The following is a 22,542-nucleotide window of genomic DNA, read 5'->3' as shown; positions in this document are numbered from 1 at the left end:
GTAGCCTTTTGTGGCTGGCACTCTCTGTACGGGTATGCACGTCGCCGACCTGACCCGCGAGCTGGTCTCGATCCCGAGCCACGAGGACGAGGCCGCCGCGGGCGACTACATCGAGGAGTGGCTCCGAGAGCACACCGATAGCGCCGTCTTCCGGGACGAGCACGGCAACGTCTTCGCGCGCAAGGGTCCGGGCGTCGATTCCGCGGGTGACTCGGTGGCCCGCGACGGCGCGGGCGGGGCGTCGCTCGCGCTGGCGGGCCATCACGACGTGGTGCCGCCGGACGAGTCGCAGGTCGACGACGACGGTGCCTACCGCGTCGAGCAACGCGATGGCCGCCTCTACGGTCGCGGGGCCGCCGACATGAAGGGAGCGGTCGCCGCCGCGATGCTGTCCTTCCGGGACGCGACCGACCTCGACTGCGAACTCGTCTTCGTCTCGTTCGTCGCCGAAGAATCTGGCTGTCTGGGCTCGACGGCCGCGATCGACGACGGGTTCGCGCCCGACTACGCCGTCGTCGGCGAGGGCTCGACGGGCTACTCCGCCGAGGGCGTCACGGACGTTGCCGTCGCCCACAAGGGCCGCCGTGGCAGTACGATCGAAGCCACGGGAACGGCCGCCCACGCCAGCGAGGTCGAGAGCGGCGAGAACGCCATCTATCGGGCCAGCGACGCGGTCGACGTGGTGCGGGACCTCTCGTTCCCGTCGACGACGGTCATGGGCCACGAGGTCCGCGGGAGCGTCGCAGTCACGGAGATCGACGGCGGGAGCGCGTGGAACGTCATCCCCGAATCGTGTGCGGTGACCGTCGACGAACGGACGGTGCCCGGCGAGCGCGCGTCAATCGAACGCGTCGAGGCGATCGACGGCGTCGAGTGGACCGTCGATCAGGACCTCCCGCCGATGGCCTGCGAGGACGAGGCTTTCGCCGATCTCGTGCTGGACGCGGCCACCGCCACACAGGACGGCGCGCCCGAACACGTCGTCAAGCCCCACGCGACCGACGCCGGTAACCTCGCGGGCGCTGGGACCGACTGCGTCGTCGTCGGGCCGGCCCAGCCCGGCGAGGCCCACACCGCAGACGAGTCCGTCTCGATCGACGTGCTAGAGCGCTGTGTGGCGATCTACCGCGACGTAGCGAGTGAGGTCGCGCGGTAACGGCTCTCGTTCGTCTCTCGCGTGTCGCCGGCTACCAGCGGTTGACGTGCTGGTGGCTGGGATCTGCCGCCATCTGGACGTGGCCACAGCCCCCACACCGCCAGACGTATGCACCGAGCTGTGTGACGCCGGGCTCTCCGTCGGCGTTGCCGTCCCACCGCTGACCGCAGTTCGTACACTTCCTGGGCCGGTACTTGCTGTCGATTTTCTCCGTGCTGTGTGTCTCCTCGATGTCGCGCTCCAGGAGGATGTCGCGCTTGACTGCGCGGATGTCCTCCTGTTCCATCTCCTTGGTCAGGCTGGCGATGAACTTCTGTAGCTTGGAGGCCCGCTGCTGGAGTTCGTCGTACTCCGTTCTGTCGGGCGGGTGGTCGCCGTCGTGGACCTCGAACGAGGAGAGATCGACGTTCGTCTGGTAGTACCGGCTCAGTGCGAGGTGGTAGTTCGCCCGGCAGAGCAGCGTCTCGACGAGATCGACCAGCTCTTCTTCGAACACCGGCTTGACGAGCTGGTGGTCCACGTTGAGGTCGGGGAACGGATCCGACCGCTCCCGTGTCGCGACGACGCGACAGAGCGGTGCGCGCGACCGGACGATCTCCAGCAGCTTCGAGGCGGCACCGTCCGCGAACCCCTGGTTCAGCACGGCGACGACGACGGCCCCGTCCAGTTCCGCATCGGCCTCCTGTTTGGTCGCGGCCACGTCCACGTCGTACTCGTCGAGCCACAGCGAGTACAGCTCTCCGCGCGTCCTGTTTTCCTCGAAGACGACGACGCTGTCTGCCGGGAAGTTCATCGGTGGTTCTCTCAGGTGTCACTGGCTGTCTTCGGGCGAGCGCACCGTCTCATCGGTCCTCGCTCTGGCTCGTCGACGCCGTCTCGAACACGTCGCGTGACTTGACCGAGAACGAGTGGACCGCCGCCAGGTCGTCGACGAGCTTGTCGGCCCGCCGAATCGACTCGACTGCGTTCTCGACGGCAGCCTGCTGACTGGGGTCGGCGATCGCCGCGACGGACTGCTCGGCACGCTCTAACGGTGTCCGTAGCTCCTCTGCGATGAGTTCGCCGAACTCGTCGAGTCGTCGCTCGATCTCTTCTGCCCGCTCTTTGGTCTCCGTCACGTCCTGGAGGAACCCGACGAAGTGCGTCACCTCGTCGTCGTCGGTCACTGGAGCGACGGTGATCCGGCCCCAGAACGGCGTTCCGTCCCGCCGGTAGAGGAGTGCGACGAGCGACCTCGACTCGCTGTCGTGGAACGCGGTGTCGAGTCGATCGAGCTGGCCGGGCTCCGTCTCCGCACCGGCCAGTATCGTGAGGTCCTCCCCGTCGAGCGCCGGCTCGTCGTAGCCCGTCAGCGACTGGAAGCTGTCGTTCGCGTAGACGATTCGGCCCGGTGGTTCCATCGCGTCGTGGATCGTGATTCCGATCGGTGCCTCCGCTATCGCCCGGTTCCGGAGGTTCAGCTTCTGTTCGTACTCCTTTTTCTCCGTGATGAGGCGGGTGACGCCGATCAGCCCCTGGATCTCGCCGTCCTCCGTTCGCCAGGGGACCTTCGACGTGAGCGACCACTCGCCGGTTCTGGGATTGAACTCCTCCTGGTTGATGATCCGATCGCCCTCCTCGATGACCCGCATGTCGTCGGCGTACGTCGACTCGGTGTACTCCGTCTCTCCGTAGATCTCCGGGTCCGTCTTCCCAAGGGTTCCCTCGGCGTCGGAGTGGAACTCGCTCATCCGGACGTGACGGGCCTCGGTGTCCTTGACGTACAGCGCGGTCGGCACCTGGTTGAAGATGTGGTCCAGCAGGCTCGCTTTCCGTCGGAGTTCCGCTTCGAGGGCCTTGCGCTCCGAGATGTCGCGTCCGATTCCGACGAGCCCGCGCACGTCGCCGTCGTCGGCGAGTCTCGCACCGGTGAACTCGTAGGGGATCGTCTCTCCGTCCGTGGTCACGAACGACGCCTCGACGCTCGACGATCCGGTTTCGAGCGTCTCGGCGACGGCCTCGTCGACCCGCCTTCGGTCCGACTCCTCGAAGAGAGCGATCGCGTTCATCTCCGCCAGCTCCGCGTCCGAGTAGCCGGTGACGGTCTTGAGACTCTCGTTCCACCGTTCGAGCGTCCCGTCGGTGCCGACGAGGTAGAACACGTCGTCGAGCGTATCGAGCAGCAGATCCGTCGCGGCTCGGTCTGATCGCAGCGCTTCGGTCATCGTCGACGTTGCTCCAGTTTCGCTCTCGCCGAGGCGCTGTCTGGCGAGGATATGTTCCAGTCGCCGAGACAGCAGCCGTCGGTCGGTGTTTTCACGCAGGACGACCACGTCGCTCGCACCGGCCCGCAAGGCGTCGTCGACGGCCGTCTCGTCGCTCGTCAGGAACAGCCAGGGAGTCGCGCTCGCTCGATCGGCCAGTTTCCGGAGCGACTCCGGTTCCTCTCCGCTGGCACCGTGTTCGTAGACGACGCAGTCGACGTTCCCGCGGTCGATCCGCTCGTCGGCCGCCTCGATACTGTCGACGGTCGTCACCGCCACGTCGCCTCCTCCGGCGTCGACTGCGCCGCTCGCCTCCCGAAGCAACGTCTCGCGCTCGCCGACGTGGAGCAGTTGCGAGGTGCCTGTGTGACGCGGTGCCATGCCTAGTACCAATCAGATGAACAGTTATAGTACTGCCCCCTTCGTTATCGGTCGTGAAACTGGGGGACCGACACCGCCGTCGAGGGGGCTCGCTTCGCTCGGGTCGTCGTCACGTGGCTGGCGCGTTCACTCGCTGATCGCGACGGCTTCGACCTCGACGAGCAACGTCGGCGGAGCGATACCCCGTTGCTGAGAGAAGTGCTGGATGACCTGTGCCAGCTGTTCGTCGTCTCTTCTTCGGTCTGAGTCGTCCGAAATTCGTTCGAAGAAGTGCTCGCCGAACAGGAGTTCCGTACTGATACTACCGGCTGTAAATCTGTGAGCGATTTCGCCACCCCGGGGTGGCGAAGATCTTCACGAAGGTACAGCCGGCAGTATGAGGAGCATGGCACGACAGACGAGTGCGACAGCTCCGGCGAGGAGTGGTTCCCCCAGAGCAGCCAGCGCAATCCCGTAGACTGTGGCGGTGAGAACGACTGGGGCGAGCATGACGAAGGCGAGGGCCAGGACCATGCTGAGTGGAAGTCGAATGTCCCTAATCGTAATCAACCCCTCCTCGACAGTTGCTTATAAGCATAAAAAAGACCTCGTGCTTCAGCAAGAAGTGAAAGAAGAATAGCGAGAAGAATCACCAATTCAATTATCCGAGACACGGTAATTAGAAGAGAAACTCCATTAATCATAGCAGTAAGTACAAGTAAAACGATGGGGGGGTGAATTTTTGAACGGGCGAATTTCCATTCAGTTCGACCCAGATTCCACAGAATAGCCGAAATTAAAACTGGGCAAATAGTGAAGCCCACGATCACCAGCCAAGTTTGAAATACATCACTTAGAAAATTTTCCGGGAACCAAATCGTTGCTATAATTACAATATGCGCAAAAGCGAGCAGCAGGAGCTTTCTCATTATTCTGGAATGTGATATATGGTTGTTTGATCTGCGATCAATAATATTGTCTTTGTTCTCTATGCACCTACACCGGTTATCCCTGCCGCCGCTGCAACGATAGCAAGTATAATTAGTGCTATCAGAGTGACAATCACTTCACCGACAAATTTGGCGGCCCCAAAAAGATCTATTTCAGGAACGAAATCTTCTGCAAGCTTAGTTGCTTCAGCCGTATCAGGACGGTCTCGGTAGCAATCCGTCACGCAAACGCCAGCAGCTTCACTGCCTAGCCAAACGCAATATTTTCCTGAATCTGTGATCTCCAATCCAGCCCACATGTCAATATAAACCTTTCCATCACCAACATTTCCTTCAGCAATCGTCACAGGGACTGAAAGTAGCGGTGGTGTCTTGCCCCATGAGCATTGCTTTCTCATGCAGCCTATTGAGGTAGTTTTTGCACAAAACTCACCGAATGCACCAGCATCCTGACACTCTTCAATACCGACCTGTGGTAGCTTTGGAATGTTACAGCGGGATGGATCAAACTGTTGCGTAGTTATTTCAGTAGATGGTGTTTCGGATTGTGTTTCGATAATACCTTGGAGAGAGTCTGGAGCAGTCTGCTTACTCACAACTCTCTTTTTTCGATCCGAAGGCTGGGACTGGATTTCCACCGATGGGCCTTTGGAATTGTTCCTGTGTGACCGCCGCCCATTATTTCCGGTATCTAATTTATTGGTTATATCTGAAACATCAGTGGCAATTATCTCACCAGCTTCCCAGTAGCTAATTTCGGTCTTGCTGTGCCATTCGAGTTGCATTATAGCGCCAGTCTTGGCTTCCGCTACTTTGATTACCTCCGTGGCACGCCGACCTGGTGGGGTACCCTCTCGAGGGAGATAGGAATTCTTTGGCTTAGACACACCCGTGGCGATGTAAAGTCCAAGGCTTTCATCAATCACTGACGTGGTGAAAGCCAGCATTGAGTGTTTAGGATGCTCAATCACGTCAATAGCTAACTCATATATTGGTTTTGTTGCAAACTCATCCAGATCAACCTCTTCTTCTTCGATTTGTCCTGCTGATGCGGTGGATGATAGGAATCCACCGGTTGCACCCACTGATCCAATGGCCTTTAATAGTTCACGCTTATCTATGTCAACCTCATTCACACTATTACTATCTGCCATTACAAATGATCATAAATAGTGGACACATATACATGTATCGAATAGTTGGAAATATTTTAATCTACTAGAAATAGATGTTGGAAGACGATGGGGCTCAAATGGGCAGATATCAATCCGTTCTGCGCGGTATTTCGCTTCTGCTTTCGAACGTTCCTCAGTAGACTTACGGCTGGGATAGAACTGTAGACAGCCAAGCGGTAATTCGCCCCAATGAACTTGCTCAGCAGATCTCATTGATCCTGCTGGCGTCATCAAATGTATCAGCAGGCATCACTCAAAAACCATACACAGAATCGATATTTCCCACGACTCCCTCCCTCGTTATCGGTCGTGAAACTGGGGGACCGACACCGCCGTCGAGGGGGCTCGCTTCGCTCGGGTCGTCGTCACGTGGCCGGCGCGTTCACTCGCTGATCGCGACCGCTTCGACCTCGACGAGCAGGTCCGGATCGACGAGGCGCTCGATCTCGTACATGCTCGTCGCCGGCCGCACGTCGCCGAACGCCTCGCGGTGGGCACGACCGACGGCCTCGTAGTTCTCGATCTCCGTGACGAACATGCGCGTCCTGACCACGTCTTCGAGCCCCGCTCCGGCGGTCTCCAGCGCCGTCTCGATGTTCTCGATCGCCTTCGCTGCCTGTGCGTACGGATCGCCGACGCCGACGACCCCGCCCGCCTCGTCGGTGGCGGTCGTCCCCGACACCTCGATTCGGTCGCCGACGCGAACGGCGCGAGAGTAGCCCACTTCGGCTTCCCACTCAGTGCCGCTATCGACGGTCTCGCGTTCCATACCGACGGCCCGACCAGAGAGGCTGTGAATCTTTCCCTCGTCGCGGGGATTATACGACGGCCGTTGTAACACAGTTGCATGGCAACGGAAGCCGACGCTGACGACGCAGAGACGCCCGACACCTACGAGCAGTTCCGCGCTCACGTCGAGCAGCTGACCTACGTCGGCGACGCCGCCGGTGTCCTCCAGTGGGATCAGGAAGTGATGATGCCCGACGAGGGGACACCCGCCCGCTCGAAGCAGTCGGCGGCGCTGTCGACGCTCTCGCACGACCTCCTGACCGACGACGACGTGGCCGAGTGGCTGGACGAACTGGAGGGATCGGACCTCGATCCCGAGCGGGAAGCGGTCGTCCGCGAGATTCGCCGCCAGCACGACCGCGCCGCGAAGGTGCCCAGCGACCTCGTCCAGCGCATCTCGGAGGCCACCTCGAACGCGCTGCCGGTCTGGAAGGAAGCCAAGGCCGAGGACGACTTCGAGATCTACGCCGACACGCTCGAAGAGCTGGTCCAGCTCAAGCGCGAGTACGCCGAGGCGATCGATCCCGACCGAGACCCCTACGCGGTCCTGTTCGAGGAGTACGAACCGTACCTCGGGCTCGACACCGCCGAAGCGGCACTCGAAGACCTCCGCGACACGCTCGTCCCGCTGATCGACGACATCAAAGACAGCGACGTGACGCTGGCCGACCCCTTCGCCGGTGGCAGCTACGACGAGGCGTCACAGGAGGACCTCGTTCGGTCGGCGCTTGACTACCTGGGCTACGACTGGGACCGCGGGCGACTCGACACTGCGCCACATCCCTTCTCGACCGGGACGCAGTTCGACGCCCGCGTGACCACGCGGTTCGATCCCGAGGATCCGCTGGGTGCGCTCAGTTCGACCATCCACGAGTTCGGCCACGCGACGTACACGCTCGGGCTCCCCGACGAACACTACGGGACGCCGCTGGGCGAGTCTCGAGACCTCTCGGTCCACGAGTCCCAGTCCCGACTCTGGGAGAACCACGTCGGGCGTTCCCGGCCGTTCTGGGAGGGCTTTGCCCCGACTGTCGAGGACCACCTCGCCACGTCGGCCACGCCCCGAGAGTACTACGAGGCGGCCAACACGGTCCACCCGGACAACTGCATCCGCGTCGAGGCCGACGAACTGACCTACCACATGCACATCGTCCTGCGCTTCGAGATCGAGCGGGACCTGATCCACGGCGACCTCGACGTGAGCGAGGTACCGCAGGTCTGGAACGACAAGATGGAGGAGTACCTCGGAGTCCGGCCCGAGACCGACGCCGAGGGGTGCCTACAGGACATCCACTGGAGCCACGGCTCCTTCGGCTACTTCCCGACGTACTCCCTGGGGTCGGTGCTCGCCGCACAACTGTTCGCCGCCGCCGAAGACGACATCGGCGATCTGGACGGACAGCTCCGCGACGGCGAGTTCGACGACCTCCACGAGTGGCTCACGGACAACGTCCACAGCCACGGCGCACGCTACGAGACCGACGACCTCATCGAGGAAGCGACCGGCGAGCCCTTCACCGCCGACTACTTCCTCGAATACGCCGAGTCGAAGTACCGTGACCTGTACGACTGCTATAGTAACAATTGAAACGATTCACACACCGATCGCACTGCTGTCGTGCGATCGGGTGTGCATTGACTTTCAATGGCTACTATAACACTGACCGCAACGGCCACCGGTAAGACGCTCGTTTCGGCGGTGTGGCCGACATCTGCTCCCTTCAGTATCGCTTTTGATTCTGTTGGGCACACCATTTTTAAGTGGATTTGGATAAACGGTTACCAATGTCAGACACCGAGCCCCGGGCGGAGCCGGACCTCTCGACAGCCAGTGATCTCGACGAGGACCTCGACACGGACATCGACGATCAGATCGAGCAGCGGGTGGATCGGCAGGCGGGCTACGACAACGACGCCGCCAGCGAGATCCAGACCTCGATCGCCGAACTGCAGGCGTCGTCCGAGGATATCGCCCAAGAGGTCGACGACATCCGCGGCCGGGCCGCCGAACAGCACGAGGGGATGAGCCAGATCGCCGAAGAGGTGTCGAACCTCAGCGCGGCCGTCGAGGAGATCGCGTCTTCCTCAGAACAGGTCTCGACGGCGACCGAGGAGGCGACGGCGCTGGCCGATCGGGGCCAGGAGAACGCACAGGACGTGTACGGCGCGATGGAGCGGATTCAGGGGGCCGCCGACAGCGTGACCGAAGACGTCCGAACGATCCAGCGAAGCGTCGCTGAGATCGACGAGATCGTCGAGGTGATCAACGACATCGCCGACCAGACGAACATGCTGGCGCTCAACGCCTCCATCGAGGCCGCGCGTGCCGGTGAAGCCGGCGAAGGCTTCGCGGTCGTCGCCGACGAAGTCAAGTCGCTCGCCGAACAGGCCCAGTCCGAGGCCAGCGAGATCGAGCAGATGGTCGGTCGCATCCAGGGCAACACCGAAAACGCAGTCGACAGCCTCGAGACCTCCAACGCCGAGATCGACGAGGGTATCGAGTCCGTCGAGGAGTCCGTCGAGATCTTGGACGAGATCGGCGACGCGGTCCGGGAGGTCAACGACGGGATCGCGGAGGTCGCGAGCGCGACCGACCAGCAGGCCGCCTCTACTGAGGAAGTCGCGAGCATGGTCGATCAGGCGACGGCCGCCGCAGAGGAGATCGCCGAGTCGACCGCCGCCATCGCCGGGGAAGCCGACGACCAGACCGAACAGATCGCAGACATCAACCGCGCCGTCGACGAACTCGTCGCCGACTGGCAGGCCCAGCGGTAGCGCACGCCTTATTGTTCTCGGCGGTCCACGTTCGCCATGGTCGATCTCGATCCCGAACAACTCGACCGGTACTCGCGCCACGTCATCATGGACGATGTCGGGCCGTCCGGCCAGGCGGCACTGCTGGACGCCAGCGTCCTCGTCGTCGGTGCCGGTGGCCTGGGCTCGCCGGTGCTGCAGTACCTCGCGGCCGCGGGTATCGGACGGCTGGGCATCGTCGACGACGACGTGGTCGAACGGTCGAACCTCCAGCGGCAGGTGCTTCACACCGACGACGACGTGGGCCGACCGAAGGTCGACAGCGCCAGCGAGTTCGTCGCCGATCGCAACCCCGACGTGACCGTCGACGCCTACGAGACGCGACTCACGCGGGACAACGCCGAGGAGGTGATCGCCGACTACGACCTCGTCGTCGACGCCTCCGACAACTTCGGGACCCGGTACCTGGTCAACGACGCCTGTACGCTGGCCGGAACGCCGGTCTCCCACGGCGCGATCTATCGCTTCGAGGGACAGGTGACGACGTTCTCGGGCGAGGGTCCCTGCTATCGCTGCCTGTTCCCGTCGGCACCGCCAGAGGGGGCGGTGCCGGACTGTGCGACTGCCGGCGTGCTGGGCGTGCTGCCGGGGACGATCGGCTGTTTCCAGGCGACGGAGGTCGTCAAGTGGTTCCTCGACGAGGGCGAGAGTCTCGACGGACGGTTGCTCGTGTACGACGCGAGCGAGATGAGCGTCGACGAGGTGCCGATCGCGCCGAACCCGGACTGCCCGGTCTGTGGCTCCGATCCGGCGCTGTCGTCGGTGACCGAGGCCGAGTACGACGGCCGCTGCTCGCTCTCGGAGTCTGTCAGCGACTGACGGCGTCTCTCGGCGGTCGATCGAACGGATCTGGGTGGATCGCCCAGCCGAGGAACTCCAGCGTGTCGACGAGGCGCGGTCCCGACCGGTTGACGTAGTGGTGGCCGTCGACGAGCGTGACGTGCCCGTTCCGGACTGCCGACAGCTCTGCCCACCCCGGCCGCTCGGTCAGGTCCGTGAGATTTTCGCGGATCTGTGCCAGGTCGAACCCGCAGGGCGAGACGATCAGTCGCTCCGGATCGTACGCCCTGATCTCGTCCCACTCGCGCGGTCGGGAGTGTGCGCCTGCCGACTCCAGCCCGTACTCGCCACCGGCGCTGGCGACCATCTCGGGCACCCAGTGGCCGGCGACCATGACCGGCTCCGTCCAGTCGAGGACGGCGACGCTCGGCGTCGACTCGGCTCGCCCGGCCGTCGTCTCGACCTCGGCCACCCGCGAGCGCAAGTCGCCGACCAGCTCGCTCGCCCGCTCGCCACGGCCGAGTACGTCTCCGATGCGCTGGATCGACTCGAAGAGGTCGTCGAGGGAGTGTACGTCGAGCGTCAGCACCTCCGCGTCGAGACCGAGTTCCGCGACCGCGTCTTCGACGACGACGTGGTCGACGGCGCACACGTCACAGACGCCCTGCGTGACGATCAGGTCGGGATCGAGCGACGCCAGGGTCTCTCGTTCGATGGCGTAGACGCCTTCCTCCTCGGCGGCGGCGACCTGCTCGTTGATCTCGCCGCTCGCGGCCGTCGGATCGACCCGCGAGCGGTTCACCGACGGCTGCTCGCTGGCCGCCGGGGGATAGTCGCACTCGTGGGAGACGCCGACCGGCTCGACGCCGAGCGCGTAGACGATCTCGGTCGCCGACGGCAGCAGCGTGACGACGCGCATACCACCCGTTGCGACCGGCCGGCAATCAGCGTGTTGGTGGTCACGCAGAGCCCGTCTCGATCAGCTTCGAATGGCTTAAGGGCGCAAGCCGGGAAGCAGTGAGTAACTCGCTGGACGACGGGCACCAGCGGGCACCTGCATGGACCGATCGACGGGTCGTACAGGTCGGGATGTGACTCCGGACGATTCCGGCGTTGAACCACGCAACGCCCGTGGTGATACACACATGGCACGAAGTTCGTACTCCTACATTCGAGAAGCGTGGCAGAACCCGGACGACGGCAAGCTCGCCGAACTCCAGTGGCAGCGACAGCAGGACTGGCGCGAAGAGGGCGCTATCGAGCGCATCGAACGCCCGACCCGCCTCGACAAGGCCCGCTCGCAGGGCTACAAGGCAAAGCAAGGCGTCGTCGTCGTGCGAACGTCCGTCCGCAAGGGCGGGGCTCGCAAGGAGCGATTCAAGGCCGGTCGACGCTCGAAGCGCCAGGGCGTCACCCGCATCACGCGCCGCAAGGACATCCAGCGCGTCGCCGAGGAACGGGCCACCCGCACGTACCCGAACCTCCGCGTGCTCAACAGCTACTGGGTCGGAGAAGACGGCCGCCAGAAGTGGCACGAGATCATCCTCGTCGACCCCGAACACCCCGCGATCCAGAACGACGACGACCTGGGCTGGATCGCAGACGACGACCACACCGACCGCGCGCTACGCGGCCTGACCGGTGCCGGCAAGCGCAACCGCGGACTGGACACGCGCGGCAAGGGTGCCGAACACATCCGCCCGAGCCTCCGTAGCAACCGCGGCCGCGGGAAGTAACGCTCGCTCGTTTTCCGCTCTCTTTTCGCCGACCGAACCCACCGACGAGGAGCGGCCGCTCACGTGCTGGCGTCCGGTAAAACGAGGCAGTCGAACCTCCGGACCGGCGCTGTAGATTGTCGGGCGTCAGGCCGGCTGGCTCGAATCTCGGACGCCGACCGGCGTCTCCGCGGCGGGCGACGGCTCGGAGATCGCACTGACCGCGTAGAACGCGGCCTCGGGATCGTGGTGGCGACGCCAGTGCCACCAGGTCCGGGCCAGCAGCCAGAGCCGCCGACGGCGGGTGAGCTCGGGCGTCTCGGTGAGCACGTCGTAGCCCCGTGCTCTGATGAGTCGGTGGTGTTCGGCGTACAGTACCGCCGACAGGAGGACGGCGAACTGGCTGTCCTCGGGGAGGTATCTGATTCCGGCGACACCCTCGTGGTACCGTCGTTCTGTCCGGGCCAGCTCCGTCTGCATCACCGCCCGGAAGTCGTCGGTGACGGTCGCCTCGGCGAGGTCGTCCTCGGTGACGCCGTGTTCCGCAAGCGTCGCCTGGGGCAGGTAAACTCGACCGTACTCGTGGATGTCCTCGCGCACGTCCCGGAGGAAGTTCGTCAGCTGGAACGCCTCGGCCAGCGCCGCGGCGTGTGGCCGTGCCGTCTCCGGCTGTTCGACGTCCATCACGTCCATCATCATGTTGCCGACGGCGACGGCCGACCCGCGCATGTACTCCACGAGGTCGTCGAACGTCTCGTAGCGGGCCCGGGCGATGTCCATCTCCATCGCGTCGATGAAGACGTTGACCTCCTCGTCGGGGATGTCGTGACGCTCGCGCAACTCCGCGAACGCTTCCAGTACCGCCGCGTCGTCGCCCGTCGCCGAGGCGTGACCGAGGGCGGCCTCTCGGATCTCTTCGAGGCGCTCGTGCTGGACCGCCGGCCCCGGGCCGTCGGGCTGGTCGACCACGTCGTCGGCTACCCGGAAGAACGCATAGAGGACGTACGTGGCGTGGCGGATCCGCTTGGGGAGGACGCGGGTCGCCAGGTGGAAGGTCCGGCCAGTGCGCTGTTGAATCGATTTACTCGCCTTGATATCGTCAGTGTCTACCATTGGAAGTGCATTTTGTCTGGATCTGCAAGCGGTGCCAGTCGTCGAACCCGGTTGCCTCGTCGGGATTGAAACGGTCGACCGACGAGAGTGAGATGGTCACGTGATTGTTATATACGGTAACCGGACTGATAAAACGTGTGCCCAACCAGGTTGGCGAGACCGTTCTCCGTCCGTGCTCGCTTGCGGTCTGTCTCCCCCTCGTCGACGTACCGATCACTGAGCGATCCCGACGCGCCAGACAGTGGTAACTCGCCCGTCGGTTTCATACTGCCGGCTGTCACTTCGTTCAGATATTCGCCACCCCGAGGTGGCGAAATCCGTGACAGATTTACAGCCGGTAGTATCACCTCCCGTCGATCGGCGGATTGACGTACAGCGTGTCGGCGAGTGCGAGGACGCCGACCAGCGAACTGGCCGGCAACACCGTTCGCAGCGGGATACCAAAGAGGACGTTCGACAGCAGCGCAACGACGAAGGCCGTCGGAATGACGGCCAGCACGAGGTCGTATCGCGACAGCGCAGTTCGATTACCGTTCCGAGGAACGTTCCGTTTCGTACTGGCAGTCATCACGATTCACCTCCTCGTGTGTCTCTACGCGCGATTCTCACTAAAATCCTACGCCGATAAACCGCTCCGAACACACCACGTGGTCACTCGACACACTCTCGAATACCTCTCGTATAATTCCGATATTATTTGACTCGCGTTCACCCACCGACGGAAGTTCCACCTCTCTAACCGCGAAAAATACTCTCCGAGAACTGCAGTATTTATTTGGCGGGGGCCCGCCGTACACTGCATGGACAGAACGGGGGACGAGTACTCGGTGGGCAACGGGGGACACGATATGGGCCCACTGACTGCGGCGGCGGCGATCGTGGGGAAAAAGTGGCACCCACGTATCGTCGTCGAGTTGCTGCGCGACGGACCGCTCGGTTTCAACGACCTGAAAGAGAGCGTGGACGGCATCTCGGACAAGGTCCTCTCCGAGAGCCTCGACGACCTACAGGAACGCGATATCGTCCACCGAACCGTCATCGACGACAAGCCGGTCCGGGTGGAGTACTCGCTGACGGAGTGGGGCGAAGAACTGGAGCAGGTCGTTACTGCGATGGACGAGTGGGGCACGCGATACCTCGACCGCACCGACGAGTCTGCGGAGTGAGCCGTCGTCCGCGATCGCACTGATCGACGACTCGCACACGCTGGGTCGATCAGTCCTCAGTCGCACTGATCGACGACTCGCACAACGGATTGCTCGCTGGGTCGATCAGTCCTCAGTCGCACTGATCGACGACTCGCACAACGGATTGCTCGCTGGGTCGATCAGTCCTCAGTCGCACTGATCGACGACTCGCACAACGGATTGCTCGCTGGGTCGATCAGTCCTCGTCCACTACTTCCAGCCCGCGATTGTTCACCGCAGACGGATCGAGACCGATCTCTTCGAGGAACTGCTTGTACTCGCGCTCGCAGGTCTCGGCTGCCTTCTGCTTGTCGCTGGCGCGATCACACAGCGCGATCAGGTCCTCTGGCACGTCGTTCGTGTAGACGATCCAGTGGTTGATCAGGTCCGAGAGCCGTCGGATCGGCGAGGTGAAGTGCCCGTAGATCTCGAAGTTCAGGGCGTGGTGGCCGCCGAAGGGGTCGTTCATGTACTTCGCGCGGGGCATCACCTTCATGACGGCCCACTGAATCTTGTCCAGCTGTCGGCCCGGTGCCTGCTCCAGCGTCGCGTTGACGGCCTTCCGTGGGTCGTCCCAGGCGTCGCCGGGGATCGAGACGCCGTCGAGTTCCTGGATCTCGACGAGGGCCTCGTCCCACTCTTCGGGGCTGGGCTGGGGGTGGACGCGGTACATCGCCTCGACGCCGCGATCCCACATGAGTTCGTGCGTGACGGCTTTGTTGGCCTTGAGCATGCACTCCTCGATGATCGTGTGGGCGCGGTCACGGGCCGGGTTGAGCACGAGCGACCCCTCTTCCTTGCGTTGCTCGTGCATCGCGTCCGCGAGGTTCCAGATGAGTTCGGTCTTTTCGGCCAGGTCGACGCGCTGGTCTTCGAGTAGCTCCTCGGCCGTCTCGGGCTCGTCGAGCAGGCGCTCGGCCTCGGTGTAGGTGAGCCGGGCGTCGCTGCGGATCACCGACTTGTAGATGTCGATCTCCTCGTAGCCCAGATCGTCCTTGTCGAGGTGCATCTCGACGGTGTGGGCCAGCCGATCCTCGTTGGGGACGAGCGAACAGACAGTCTCGGCCAGCATCGGTGGCAGCATGTGGATGGTGTAGCCGGGCAGGTAGACGGTGTTGCCCCGCTCGACGGCCTCTTCCCACATCGCGGTGTCGGGGTTGACGTAGTGGGTCACGTCGGCGATGTGGACCCACAGGACGTACTCGTCGTCCCGTTCCTCGACGGAGATGGCGTCGTCGAAGTCCTGCGCGTCGATCGGGTCCGTGGTCCACGTCGTCATCTCTCGCAGGTCCTCGCGCTCGTCGACCTCGTCGGCGATCTCGGCCTGCACGTCAGTGGTTCGCGCTTCGGCCTCCTCCATCACCTCGGGCGGAAACGCGTCGCGGATCTCGAACTTCTCGAACAGCTCCTCGCGCTTGTTGGCCATGTGGCGGGCCATCTCCTCGTCGATCTCGACGGGGCCTTGCCCCTCCGGCGTGCCGGCCTCGGCCTGCGCGTCCTCGTTACTCATGACATCGGATACGGGGAGTGGACAGATAGGCGTTGTGAGGGAGTGTCGAGAGCCCGAGCGGGGTGAGGGGTCTCGGAAAAGTCGAGCGGGGAGCGTTAGGGACCCGCGAGGCGCGTCGCGAGCGAAGCGAGAGCCCGAGCGCAGCGGGGGGGTCTCGGAAAGCTCGAACGGCGACGGTCTGGAGCCGTGAGAGAGCGAGCGACGGCCCTCGTTATTGCGAGCGGGAGCGAACGGAGTGAGCGACACGCGAGCAGCGAGGGTCACGATTCACACCGTTGACTGCAACCCTCGGAAAAGCGAGCGGTGAACGACGTGAACCGCGAGCAGCGGGACTGTGCAGTGCAGAGCGGTAATCCGCGAACAGCGAGGCGCGCTCGAAAGGACGACTGCCGTTATCGCCGCTTCTCTTCGGCCAGTTCGACGTACCGCCGGAGGAACGAGTCCCGATCGTCGGCGTCTGCTTCGACCGTTTCGAGGAGGTCTTCCAGCCCGGGCCGTGGCTGGTGGGTCAGGTCGCTGTGACAGGGCTTGCACAGGTACTCGAACTCCTTGTCCGTGCGGTCCCAGCGGTCGCCGTGTTTGTCGTACTCGCGCGCGTCGGACCGGGAGACCGACTCCCCGCAGGCGATGCAGGTGACGACGTCCCGGGAACTCCGGGAACCGAGCATACACGAGGGTTGCACGCCATCCCACTTATAGTATCTGCCCCGCAGACGAGGCTCTCTGTTGAGGCGTTCGGTCGTCGCTACAGGGCGGTGACGGCGGCGTAGGCGAGCGCCGTCAGGACGGCCGCCGAGACGGCGGCGTAGGTGAGGAGCTGGGCCGCGCGTTTCCGGTCGCGGGCGACGGCGTCGGCGTCGGTGACGCTGCCGGCGTCGTCGCTCGACCCGGAGAGGTCGTACCGTGCCAGGGCTCCGAAGGCGACGCAGAAGCGAAAGTAGTCCTGGAAGACGCCGACGAAGCCGCCAAAGAGGAAGGCGAAGCTGCCGAGCACGTAGCGGTCCGGCAGTCCGAACCACAGCACCGCCGCGACGTAGGCCGCCGCGCCGAGGAAGCCGGCGATCCCGGCGACGCGTCGCTTGCGTCGTTCGTCGCGACCGATGTTACAGACGCCTGGCTGGTAGCCTGCCATGTGTAGCCTTCGGGAGTCGACCAGTAAAAGGGCAACTGACAAGGTATTTGTCTCGGCTGGCCGACCTGTCGGTATGCACGATTTCGTCGTCGTTGGCTGCGGGCCGGCGGGCGCGCGGTTCGCCCGGCGGGCGAGTGAGGCCGGCCACGACGTGCTCGCATTCGAGCAGGGGACCGTCGGCGAGCCACTCGCCTGTTCGGGCCACGTCAGTACCGACATCTGGGAGTTCGTCCCCGACGACGCCCGCGACGAACTCTTTCAAAACGAGATCCGCGGTGCCCGGTTCCATCGCGGCGGCCCCGACAGCGAGGCCCACCGCTTCTACAAGGACGAGGCGATCTCGAACGTCATCGACCGCGTCGGGCTGGATCGGCGACTGGCCGACTGCGCTCGCGAGGCCGGCGTCGATCTGCGGGAGGAGCACACGGTGCTCGACGTGACCGAACGCACCGACCACGTCACCGTCGAGGTCCGCGGTCCCGACGGGACGGAGACCCACGACGCGCGGATGGTCGCGGGGTGTGACGGGCCGCAGTCTCGCGTCCGGCGCGCACTCGACCTGCCCGAACCCGGCGAACTCCTCCACGGGGTGCTCGGGTTCACCGAGACGGTCGACCGCCAGCACTTCGTCGACGTACACCTCTCCGTGCCGCGCTTCTTCGCGTGGCGCATTCCCCGCGGCGAGGCCGGCGTCGAGTACGGGCTGGCGACGCCGCCGGGCCACGACGTGAGCGAGCGCTTCGAGGCGTTCACCGCGGACTACGGCGTCGACACGGACCGGCGCTGCTCGGGGCTCATCCCGATCGGGCCACCGAAGCGCGTGACCGGCCGCCGCTCGTTCCTGATCGGCGACGCTGCGGCCCAGACGAAGCCGTTCACCGGTGGCGGCATCCTCTATGGCATGACCGCCGCCGACCACGCGGCCCGCGAGATCGATCCCGACAGGCCGGGGACGCTGGGCGACTACGAGCGGGCCTGGCGCGACGACCTCCGGACCGACATCCGTCTGGGACACCTCGTCCGCGCCGGCTACTCGCTGCCCGGCGTGGTCCAGAAGGCGGGCATGAAAGCCTTCGAGGGCGAGATCGGCGTCCACATGGATCGCCCGTCGACGCTGTTCTCTCGTGAACAACTGAAAGCGCTGCTGACCCGGTCCTGAAGGCGCTCCATGACTGATACGGAAAGTTGTAGGTCTTTACCAGATCGACCGCACGCCGTCGTGCGGTCGACTGGGTAAACGCCTACAACCGTCCGTATGATAGCCGCTGTTTTCATCGCCTGCCCAGCCGTGCGAGCGCGGAAAATATAACTGGGTGTACACCCACACGTACGTCTATGGGTACCAAGAGTCTCACGATCACGGACGAAGCGTACGAGCGATTACGGGAACACAAACGCGAGGACGAGAGTTTTACCGACGTGATCAACCGTCTCACCGGGAGTGATCGCGACGTGATGAAGGGGTTCGGGGCGATGAGCGGCGTCGACGGCTTTCGGGAAGCCGTCACGGCGACGCGTGACGATCTGGATGGCGACCTCCGAGAACGATCCGAGCGATGATCGCGTTCGACACCTGTTTTCTCCTGGATTACCTCGACGGCGTCGACGCTGCCGGGGCGTACCTCGAAGCCCACGAAGACAAGCCCCTTTTCGCGCCGTCGCTGGCGCTCTTCGAGGTGTATCGCGGGGCCGCTCGAACCGACGGTGTCGACGGGATCGAGCGCGTTGCGTCCGCGCTCGACTGGCTCGAACCGCTCCCGTTGTCCGAACCAGTGACGAGAGAAGCCGCTCTGATCGAAGCCGAACTCCTCGATGCCGGGGAGCGAATCAATCTCGGCGACACGCTCATCGCTGGCGTCTGCCGACACAACGGGGCGTCGCTCGTCACGCGAGACGAACACTTCGAGCGGGTCTCTGCCCTCGAAACCGAGTCGTACTGATCTCCTCTCTCCAGCCGGTCGTCCGCTGGTCCGATCCTATCTCTCGTACCGCGGGAGTCGCGCGGACTCGTCCGAGCCGGTGACGAAGGGCAGGGCGGCCAGCTCGGCGTCCACTTCGCCGCCGTCGACCCGGACCGACGGCGTCCCGTCGGGTAGTTCGTAGTCGACGCGTGCGAGGGCGATCGGTTCCTCGCGGGTCGGGCTCTCGACGGCTCGCGTCACCGCGCCGACGCTGGCGTCGTCGACGAAGACCGCGGCCCCCGACTCGGGGACCGCACCACAGGTGAGTCCGACGAGTCGCTTCGAGGGCCGGCCGCGGTTGTGGACACGCGAGACGACCTCCTGGCCGACGAAACAGCCCTTCTCGAAGTCGACGCCGTTCGCGAGGCCGACGACGTTCGGAATCTGGCCCTCGATCTCGGTGTCGAACAGCGGCGTCCCCGCCTCCAGGGTCAGCGCGTCCCACGTGTCGTAGCCGAAGGGAGCGGCGTTGAGACCGCGGTTCTCCAGGGTGTCGTACACGTCGCGGGCCACGTCGGCGCTGCAGACGACCTCGAACCCCTCTTCGCCGACCAGCCCGTCGCTGCGAACGACGGTCACACCGGCGTCGACCATCGACCCGCGGACGAACGAGAGCGGCGTCTCGGGCGTCGCGGTTTTGTTGAGCACGCTCGCGATCTTCTCCGTCGCCTTGGGGCCGTGGACCCCGAAGACCGCGAACTCGTCGGTCGCGTCGGCGATCGTCACGTCCTGGATGAACGTCTTCTCGCGCCAGTCCTCGACGAGGGGGTCGGCGCGGGCCGGCGGGACGAAAAGCAGCAGTCGCTCGCCCGCGTTGTAGACGTAGAGTTCGGTCTCGACGTGGCCCTGCGGGTCGAGCAGCAGCGAGTAGACCCCGTCGCCGTCGGCGGTCGGGACGCGGTTCGAGACGGCGTTGTCGACGAAGTCGATCCGGTCGTCGCCGGTGACTGTGACGACGCCGTACCCCATCTCGATCACGCCGACGACCTGCCGGACCGCCCGGTGGACTCGTTCGGGGCGACCGTAGTTGGCGACGACGCGGTTCCCGCCCACCGTCCGGAACGTCGCGCCGCGATCCTCGTGAACGCCCTCGATGACAGTCATTGCTCCAGAGTGGGTGCCTCGGCGAATTAAGGGTGGCGCACTCCGGCTTACTGCCGGCGTGCGAGCAGCGCGAGGGCGACGAGTCCGGCCAGCAACGCCCCGAGACCGGTAAAGCCCGGTCCGGTGAGGCTGGTCGGCTCCGTGGTCGTCTGCTCGGTGGCGGTCGCCGTCGCGGTACTGTCCGTCGTTTCCGTCTCGTCGTCCGCGTTCGGATCGATTCCCTCCACGGTCGTCGTCGCACTGAGGTCGTCGCTCGCGGCTTCGATCTCGACTTCGCCCGTGTCGTCGACCGGGACGGCGATCTCGCCGCTCCCGTCGGTCTGACCGACAGCTTCGCCGCCGACCGAGACGCTCGCGTTCTCGACGGCACTCCCGTACTCGTCGGTGACCGTCACCCGCACCGACTGTCCCACGACGACCTGCGTTTGATCCGACTCGATCGAGATCGCGTCGGTACGCTGGATCGAGACGTTCCGCTGGACCGCCGACTCGCGGATCGTCAGCGATTGGGTGACTGTCTCGTAGCCCGCTTTCGTGATCTCGACCTCGTAGTTGCTGTTGACTGGCAGCCGGATCGTCGCTTCGCCGTTCGAGAGCGTGGTGACGGTGTTTCCGGCGACGGTGATCTGGGCGTTCTCGATCGCGCGTGGCTCCGCGAAGTGGTCGTCGGTCACGGAGAACGTCACCAGCCGCGACGCCCGCCGGATCTCGACTCGACGGGTCACGTCTCCGTCGACGGTCAGTCGCGTTCGGTTGCGGAGGTAGCCGTCCGTCCAGACGCTCAGTGCGTAGGTCCCCTGTTCGATCATCTGGGACGTGGCCGCGCCGCTCGCGTTCGTGCGGGCGTCCATCACGGTGGTGCCGGACCGCGAGAGCCGGACGGTCGCGTTGTCGACCCGGCCGTCCGCGTCGACGACCTCGATCTCGGCGGTGCCCGCGACCGTCACCGGCACGTCGACGCGCTCGGTGGTCGCGTTCTCGGCCACGAAGGGCTCGTTGCGCACGTACTGGTCGTCGTCGACCGTGATCGTCACGTCGGCTCCCGCGGGCACGTCGATCAGGACCTGCCCGTTCGACCGAGTCGTCTCGTCGATCGATCCCCCTCCCTCTGTGTCCCACGACGCCGTCAGGTCGATACCGCCAAGCGACTCGCCGTCGCTGTCGACGACGGTGACCGTCAACGTCACCTGCTCTGCTGACTGTCCCCCAGCGGCCCCCACCGCTCCTCCAGACACGAGCAGCCCCGCACACAGGAGAGCGAGTGTGCTGCGAGTTTCGAACATACGTGACGCTACACGGCGGACCGACACGTCAGTATACGGAACCTAACACGGAGCGGACTGTGCGGCCGAAACCGGTGGAAACGCCGCTGTTCCGGGCTTCGGTCCCCCCCTTTGCGTGTCCAAGGCCGCCGACGGGACACGGACACGTCTGGCAAATACGGACTCGTATCGACTCACTAACCGTCGCCAGCGAGACGGGTCTGACGGCCGTCGCGTCACAACGCATTTGCCGGTCGGCGTGCCAGACTCGCGTATGTCCCATTGGTCCCGCCGGTCCCTCCTGACAGCCGTCGGTCTCGCTGGGGTCGGTTCGCTGGCCGGCTGTGGCGCGCTCGAATCGACCGCCGACGCTCCACAGCTGTCCTACACGCTCTCGGTCGACGAGATCGGCGAGACGCTGCTCGACAGGGTCGGCTGGTCGCCCGGCGACGGCGACGCGCCCTGGGCAGCCGAGCAACGCCGCCTCTACGACGCCGTCGTCGACGGCGAGCGATACACCACTGTCGGCTACGATCTGGTCCCCGACGAGCAGACCTACGTCGAACACGAGGGCACCTACTACGAACTCCACTCGACGCCGACCGACCTGCGCGAGGTCGAGCGGTCGGTCCTGCGACTGGAGTGGATCGGCCGGCGCGACGAACTCGACGATCCGCCCGCGGCGATCGAGCGCGAGGACCTCCCGGCGATCGACGCCCGCGCCGTCTTCCCGGCGTACGTGGTCGCCCGCGCTCGCGAGCACGGCGGCGGCTACCCCCACGACATCGTCGAGGAGGGGGGCTACGTCTACCGGTTCCTCGACGACAGCGAGAGCGAGCTGGCTCCCGACCCGGACCACCGGCACGTCTCGGTCCACGACACGATCCTGGAGGTGTCGGTCACTCGCCGACGCCTCGAAGAACCGGTCTACACGGCGATGGCGATCGAGATCGCCGACACGGAGGCCGCCTTCGAGCGGGCCCTCGACGGCGCGCTGGTCGACGTTCGCGTCGACGAACAGTTCCCGGACGAGCAGCGGCGGCTGTTCCAGCGGGCCTCCGCGGGCGAGTACGAGGAGACGACGCCGCTGTCCGAGGAGTACCGCGGCCTGCTCCGGGCCCTGGAGCGCCACGACCTGCTGGACGCCGACCCCGAGCGCCAGCGCCCCCGGTTCGAGAGCGGTGTCTACCTGAAGTACGACGACCGGTTCTACCGCTTCGACGTGTACGTGAACCCGGCAGACTGACTGTCGAGCGATACGGCCGAGTTCTCTGCCGTTGGTTCGTGTTGC

General features: G+C 64.5%; 23 protein-coding genes. 10 read left to right on the top strand and 13 right to left on the bottom strand.

Features of this window, described 5'->3' with window-relative positions:
• The first annotated feature begins 34 nt into the window (after window positions 1–34).
• The gene (locus tag HMUK_RS01320; protein ID WP_012807817.1) at window positions 35–1,156 is read left to right on the top strand and encodes a M20 family metallopeptidase; all 1,122 of its coding nucleotides are present in this window, start codon (window positions 35–37) and stop codon (window positions 1,154–1,156) included.
• Window positions 1,157–1,187: 31 nt separating this feature from the next.
• Here the strand turns inward: HMUK_RS01320 and HMUK_RS01315 are convergent, their stop codons facing one another.
• The 5 genes from HMUK_RS01315 to HMUK_RS01305 all read right to left on the bottom strand — a co-directional run bounded on the left by HMUK_RS01315 (window position 1,188) and on the right by HMUK_RS01305 (window position 6,653).
• A complete protein-coding gene (locus HMUK_RS01315; protein ID WP_012807816.1) occupies window positions 1,188–1,949 on the bottom strand; it encodes a hypothetical protein in 762 nt (253 codons plus the stop codon).
• Between the two features lie 49 nt (window positions 1,950–1,998).
• Entirely contained in the window at window positions 1,999–3,780 is a 1,782-nt protein-coding gene (locus HMUK_RS01310) for a PAS domain S-box protein (protein WP_012807815.1), read from the bottom strand.
• Between the two features lie 545 nt (window positions 3,781–4,325).
• Window positions 4,326–4,688 (bottom strand): hypothetical protein, encoded by a 363-nt coding sequence (locus HMUK_RS16945; RefSeq protein ID WP_126967044.1) that lies wholly within the window; start codon window positions 4,686–4,688, stop codon window positions 4,326–4,328.
• Between the two features lie 59 nt (window positions 4,689–4,747).
• Window positions 4,748–5,863 (bottom strand): hypothetical protein, encoded by a 1,116-nt coding sequence (locus HMUK_RS16940; protein ID WP_012807813.1) that lies wholly within the window; start codon window positions 5,861–5,863, stop codon window positions 4,748–4,750.
• A gap of 403 nt (window positions 5,864–6,266) precedes the next feature.
• A complete protein-coding gene (locus tag HMUK_RS01305; RefSeq protein WP_012807812.1) occupies window positions 6,267–6,653 on the bottom strand; it encodes a RidA family protein in 387 nt (128 codons plus the stop codon).
• Between the two features lie 78 nt (window positions 6,654–6,731).
• On the opposite strand from HMUK_RS01305, the gene HMUK_RS01300 reads away from it, so the two are divergent.
• From HMUK_RS01300 to ubaA, 3 genes are all read left to right on the top strand, one after another.
• Window positions 6,732–8,261: a carboxypeptidase M32 gene (locus tag HMUK_RS01300; RefSeq protein ID WP_012807811.1), complete on the top strand. Its 1,530-nt coding sequence runs from the start codon at window positions 6,732–6,734 to the stop codon at window positions 8,259–8,261.
• A 197-nt stretch (window positions 8,262–8,458) separates the two neighbouring features.
• Window positions 8,459–9,448 (top strand): methyl-accepting chemotaxis protein, encoded by a 990-nt coding sequence (locus tag HMUK_RS01295; protein ID WP_012807810.1) that lies wholly within the window; start codon window positions 8,459–8,461, stop codon window positions 9,446–9,448.
• Window positions 9,449–9,484: 36 nt separating this feature from the next.
• Window positions 9,485–10,306, top strand: coding sequence for an SAMP-activating enzyme E1 (gene ubaA / locus HMUK_RS01290; protein ID WP_012807809.1), 822 nt, complete (start codon window positions 9,485–9,487; stop codon window positions 10,304–10,306).
• Here the strand turns inward: ubaA and HMUK_RS01285 are convergent.
• The gene (locus HMUK_RS01285) at window positions 10,296–11,186 is read right to left on the bottom strand and encodes a cobalamin-binding protein (RefSeq protein ID WP_012807808.1); all 891 of its coding nucleotides are present in this window, start codon (window positions 11,184–11,186) and stop codon (window positions 10,296–10,298) included. The genes ubaA and HMUK_RS01285 overlap by 11 nt on opposite strands.
• A 226-nt stretch (window positions 11,187–11,412) precedes the next feature.
• On the opposite strand from HMUK_RS01285, the gene HMUK_RS01280 reads away from it, so the two are divergent.
• Window positions 11,413–12,003: a 50S ribosomal protein L15e gene (locus tag HMUK_RS01280; RefSeq protein WP_012807807.1), complete on the top strand. Its 591-nt coding sequence runs from the start codon at window positions 11,413–11,415 to the stop codon at window positions 12,001–12,003.
• 126 nt (window positions 12,004–12,129) lie between these two features.
• On the opposite strand, the gene HMUK_RS01275 is transcribed toward HMUK_RS01280, so the two are convergent.
• On the bottom strand, window positions 12,130–13,095 hold the full coding sequence (locus HMUK_RS01275; RefSeq protein ID WP_012807806.1) for a phytoene/squalene synthase family protein: 966 nt from the start codon (window positions 13,093–13,095) through the stop codon (window positions 12,130–12,132).
• 343 nt (window positions 13,096–13,438) lie between these two features.
• Complete coding sequence (locus HMUK_RS01270) at window positions 13,439–13,663, bottom strand: hypothetical protein (protein ID WP_012807804.1); 225 nt, start codon at window positions 13,661–13,663, stop codon at window positions 13,439–13,441.
• A 232-nt stretch (window positions 13,664–13,895) separates the two neighbouring features.
• On the opposite strand from HMUK_RS01270, the gene HMUK_RS01265 reads away from it, so the two are divergent.
• Complete coding sequence (locus HMUK_RS01265; protein ID WP_012807803.1) at window positions 13,896–14,261, top strand: winged helix-turn-helix transcriptional regulator; 366 nt, start codon at window positions 13,896–13,898, stop codon at window positions 14,259–14,261.
• Window positions 14,262–14,478: 217 nt separating this feature from the next.
• Here the strand turns inward: HMUK_RS01265 and HMUK_RS01260 are convergent, their stop codons facing one another.
• The 3 genes from HMUK_RS01260 to HMUK_RS01250 all read right to left on the bottom strand — a co-directional run bounded on the left by HMUK_RS01260 (window position 14,479) and on the right by HMUK_RS01250 (window position 16,924).
• Window positions 14,479–15,792 (bottom strand): RNB domain-containing ribonuclease, encoded by a 1,314-nt coding sequence (locus HMUK_RS01260; RefSeq protein ID WP_012807802.1) that lies wholly within the window; start codon window positions 15,790–15,792, stop codon window positions 14,479–14,481.
• A gap of 392 nt (window positions 15,793–16,184) precedes the next feature.
• Window positions 16,185–16,460: a DUF7562 family protein gene (locus HMUK_RS01255; protein WP_012807801.1), complete on the bottom strand. Its 276-nt coding sequence runs from the start codon at window positions 16,458–16,460 to the stop codon at window positions 16,185–16,187.
• Between the two features lie 77 nt (window positions 16,461–16,537).
• On the bottom strand, window positions 16,538–16,924 hold the full coding sequence (locus HMUK_RS01250) for a hypothetical protein (protein WP_012807800.1): 387 nt from the start codon (window positions 16,922–16,924) through the stop codon (window positions 16,538–16,540).
• Between the two features lie 73 nt (window positions 16,925–16,997).
• On the opposite strand from HMUK_RS01250, the gene HMUK_RS01245 reads away from it, so the two are divergent.
• The 3 genes from HMUK_RS01245 (at window position 16,998) to HMUK_RS01235 (ending at window position 18,864) form a co-directional block, all read left to right on the top strand.
• Window positions 16,998–18,083 (top strand): geranylgeranyl reductase family protein, encoded by a 1,086-nt coding sequence (locus tag HMUK_RS01245; RefSeq protein ID WP_012807799.1) that lies wholly within the window; start codon window positions 16,998–17,000, stop codon window positions 18,081–18,083.
• A 176-nt stretch (window positions 18,084–18,259) separates the two neighbouring features.
• Entirely contained in the window at window positions 18,260–18,484 is a 225-nt protein-coding gene (locus tag HMUK_RS01240; RefSeq protein WP_012807798.1) for an antitoxin VapB family protein, read from the top strand.
• A complete protein-coding gene (locus HMUK_RS01235; protein WP_012807797.1) occupies window positions 18,481–18,864 on the top strand; it encodes a type II toxin-antitoxin system VapC family toxin in 384 nt (127 codons plus the stop codon). Before HMUK_RS01240 ends, HMUK_RS01235 begins: the two co-directional genes overlap by 4 nt.
• A gap of 36 nt (window positions 18,865–18,900) precedes the next feature.
• On the opposite strand, the gene ygfZ is transcribed toward HMUK_RS01235, so the two are convergent.
• Window positions 18,901–19,989 carry a CAF17-like 4Fe-4S cluster assembly/insertion protein YgfZ gene (gene ygfZ, locus HMUK_RS01230; protein WP_012807796.1) on the bottom strand — a complete coding sequence of 363 codons (1,089 nt, stop codon included), beginning with the start codon at window positions 19,987–19,989 and terminating at the stop codon, window positions 18,901–18,903.
• A gap of 47 nt (window positions 19,990–20,036) precedes the next feature.
• Window positions 20,037–21,272 (bottom strand): carboxypeptidase regulatory-like domain-containing protein, encoded by a 1,236-nt coding sequence (locus tag HMUK_RS01225; RefSeq protein WP_012807795.1) that lies wholly within the window; start codon window positions 21,270–21,272, stop codon window positions 20,037–20,039.
• Window positions 21,273–21,525: 253 nt separating this feature from the next.
• Here HMUK_RS01225 and HMUK_RS01220 point away from each other — a divergent pair, with 253 nt between their 5' ends.
• Entirely contained in the window at window positions 21,526–22,497 is a 972-nt protein-coding gene (locus HMUK_RS01220; protein ID WP_012807794.1) for a hypothetical protein, read from the top strand.
• Window positions 22,498–22,542 lie beyond the last annotated feature (45 nt).

Source organism: Halomicrobium mukohataei DSM 12286 (genome assembly GCF_000023965.1).
Classification (GTDB): Archaea; Halobacteriota; Halobacteria; order Halobacteriales; family Haloarculaceae; genus Halomicrobium; species Halomicrobium mukohataei.
Note: the sequence above shows the minus strand (reverse complement) of the source record. Positions and strands in the feature narration are given on the sequence as shown.

What these genes read in the sequence shown, in the direction of transcription:
- HMUK_RS01300 (WP_012807811.1), top strand. Translation starts at nt 6,732, where the DNA reads ATGGCAACGGAAGCCGACGCTGACGACGCAGAGACGCCCGACACCTAC.
- HMUK_RS01250 (WP_012807800.1), bottom strand. Translation starts at nt 16,924, where the DNA reads ATGGCAGGCTACCAGCCAGGCGTCTGTAACATCGGTCGCGACGAACGA.
- HMUK_RS01235 (WP_012807797.1), top strand. Translation starts at nt 18,481, where the DNA reads ATGATCGCGTTCGACACCTGTTTTCTCCTGGATTACCTCGACGGCGTC.
- HMUK_RS01255 (WP_012807801.1), bottom strand. Translation starts at nt 16,460, where the DNA reads ATGCTCGGTTCCCGGAGTTCCCGGGACGTCGTCACCTGCATCGCCTGC.
- HMUK_RS01225 (WP_012807795.1), bottom strand. Translation starts at nt 21,272, where the DNA reads ATGTTCGAAACTCGCAGCACACTCGCTCTCCTGTGTGCGGGGCTGCTC.
- HMUK_RS01320 (WP_012807817.1), top strand. Translation starts at nt 35, where the DNA reads ATGCACGTCGCCGACCTGACCCGCGAGCTGGTCTCGATCCCGAGCCAC.
- ygfZ (WP_012807796.1), bottom strand. Translation starts at nt 19,989, where the DNA reads ATGACTGTCATCGAGGGCGTTCACGAGGATCGCGGCGCGACGTTCCGG.
- HMUK_RS16940 (WP_012807813.1), bottom strand. Translation starts at nt 5,863, where the DNA reads ATGGCAGATAGTAATAGTGTGAATGAGGTTGACATAGATAAGCGTGAA.
- HMUK_RS01305 (WP_012807812.1), bottom strand. Translation starts at nt 6,653, where the DNA reads ATGGAACGCGAGACCGTCGATAGCGGCACTGAGTGGGAAGCCGAAGTG.
- HMUK_RS01260 (WP_012807802.1), bottom strand. Translation starts at nt 15,792, where the DNA reads ATGAGTAACGAGGACGCGCAGGCCGAGGCCGGCACGCCGGAGGGGCAA.
- ubaA (WP_012807809.1), top strand. Translation starts at nt 9,485, where the DNA reads ATGGTCGATCTCGATCCCGAACAACTCGACCGGTACTCGCGCCACGTC.
- HMUK_RS01240 (WP_012807798.1), top strand. Translation starts at nt 18,260, where the DNA reads ATGGGTACCAAGAGTCTCACGATCACGGACGAAGCGTACGAGCGATTA.
- HMUK_RS16945 (WP_126967044.1), bottom strand. Translation starts at nt 4,688, where the DNA reads ATGAGAAAGCTCCTGCTGCTCGCTTTTGCGCATATTGTAATTATAGCA.
- HMUK_RS01295 (WP_012807810.1), top strand. Translation starts at nt 8,459, where the DNA reads ATGTCAGACACCGAGCCCCGGGCGGAGCCGGACCTCTCGACAGCCAGT.
- HMUK_RS01315 (WP_012807816.1), bottom strand. Translation starts at nt 1,949, where the DNA reads ATGAACTTCCCGGCAGACAGCGTCGTCGTCTTCGAGGAAAACAGGACG.
- HMUK_RS01220 (WP_012807794.1), top strand. Translation starts at nt 21,526, where the DNA reads ATGTCCCATTGGTCCCGCCGGTCCCTCCTGACAGCCGTCGGTCTCGCT.
- HMUK_RS01310 (WP_012807815.1), bottom strand. Translation starts at nt 3,780, where the DNA reads ATGGCACCGCGTCACACAGGCACCTCGCAACTGCTCCACGTCGGCGAG.
- HMUK_RS01285 (WP_012807808.1), bottom strand. Translation starts at nt 11,186, where the DNA reads ATGCGCGTCGTCACGCTGCTGCCGTCGGCGACCGAGATCGTCTACGCG.
- HMUK_RS01265 (WP_012807803.1), top strand. Translation starts at nt 13,896, where the DNA reads ATGGACAGAACGGGGGACGAGTACTCGGTGGGCAACGGGGGACACGAT.
- HMUK_RS01270 (WP_012807804.1), bottom strand. Translation starts at nt 13,663, where the DNA reads ATGACTGCCAGTACGAAACGGAACGTTCCTCGGAACGGTAATCGAACT.
- HMUK_RS01245 (WP_012807799.1), top strand. Translation starts at nt 16,998, where the DNA reads ATGCACGATTTCGTCGTCGTTGGCTGCGGGCCGGCGGGCGCGCGGTTC.
- HMUK_RS01275 (WP_012807806.1), bottom strand. Translation starts at nt 13,095, where the DNA reads ATGGTAGACACTGACGATATCAAGGCGAGTAAATCGATTCAACAGCGC.
- HMUK_RS01280 (WP_012807807.1), top strand. Translation starts at nt 11,413, where the DNA reads ATGGCACGAAGTTCGTACTCCTACATTCGAGAAGCGTGGCAGAACCCG.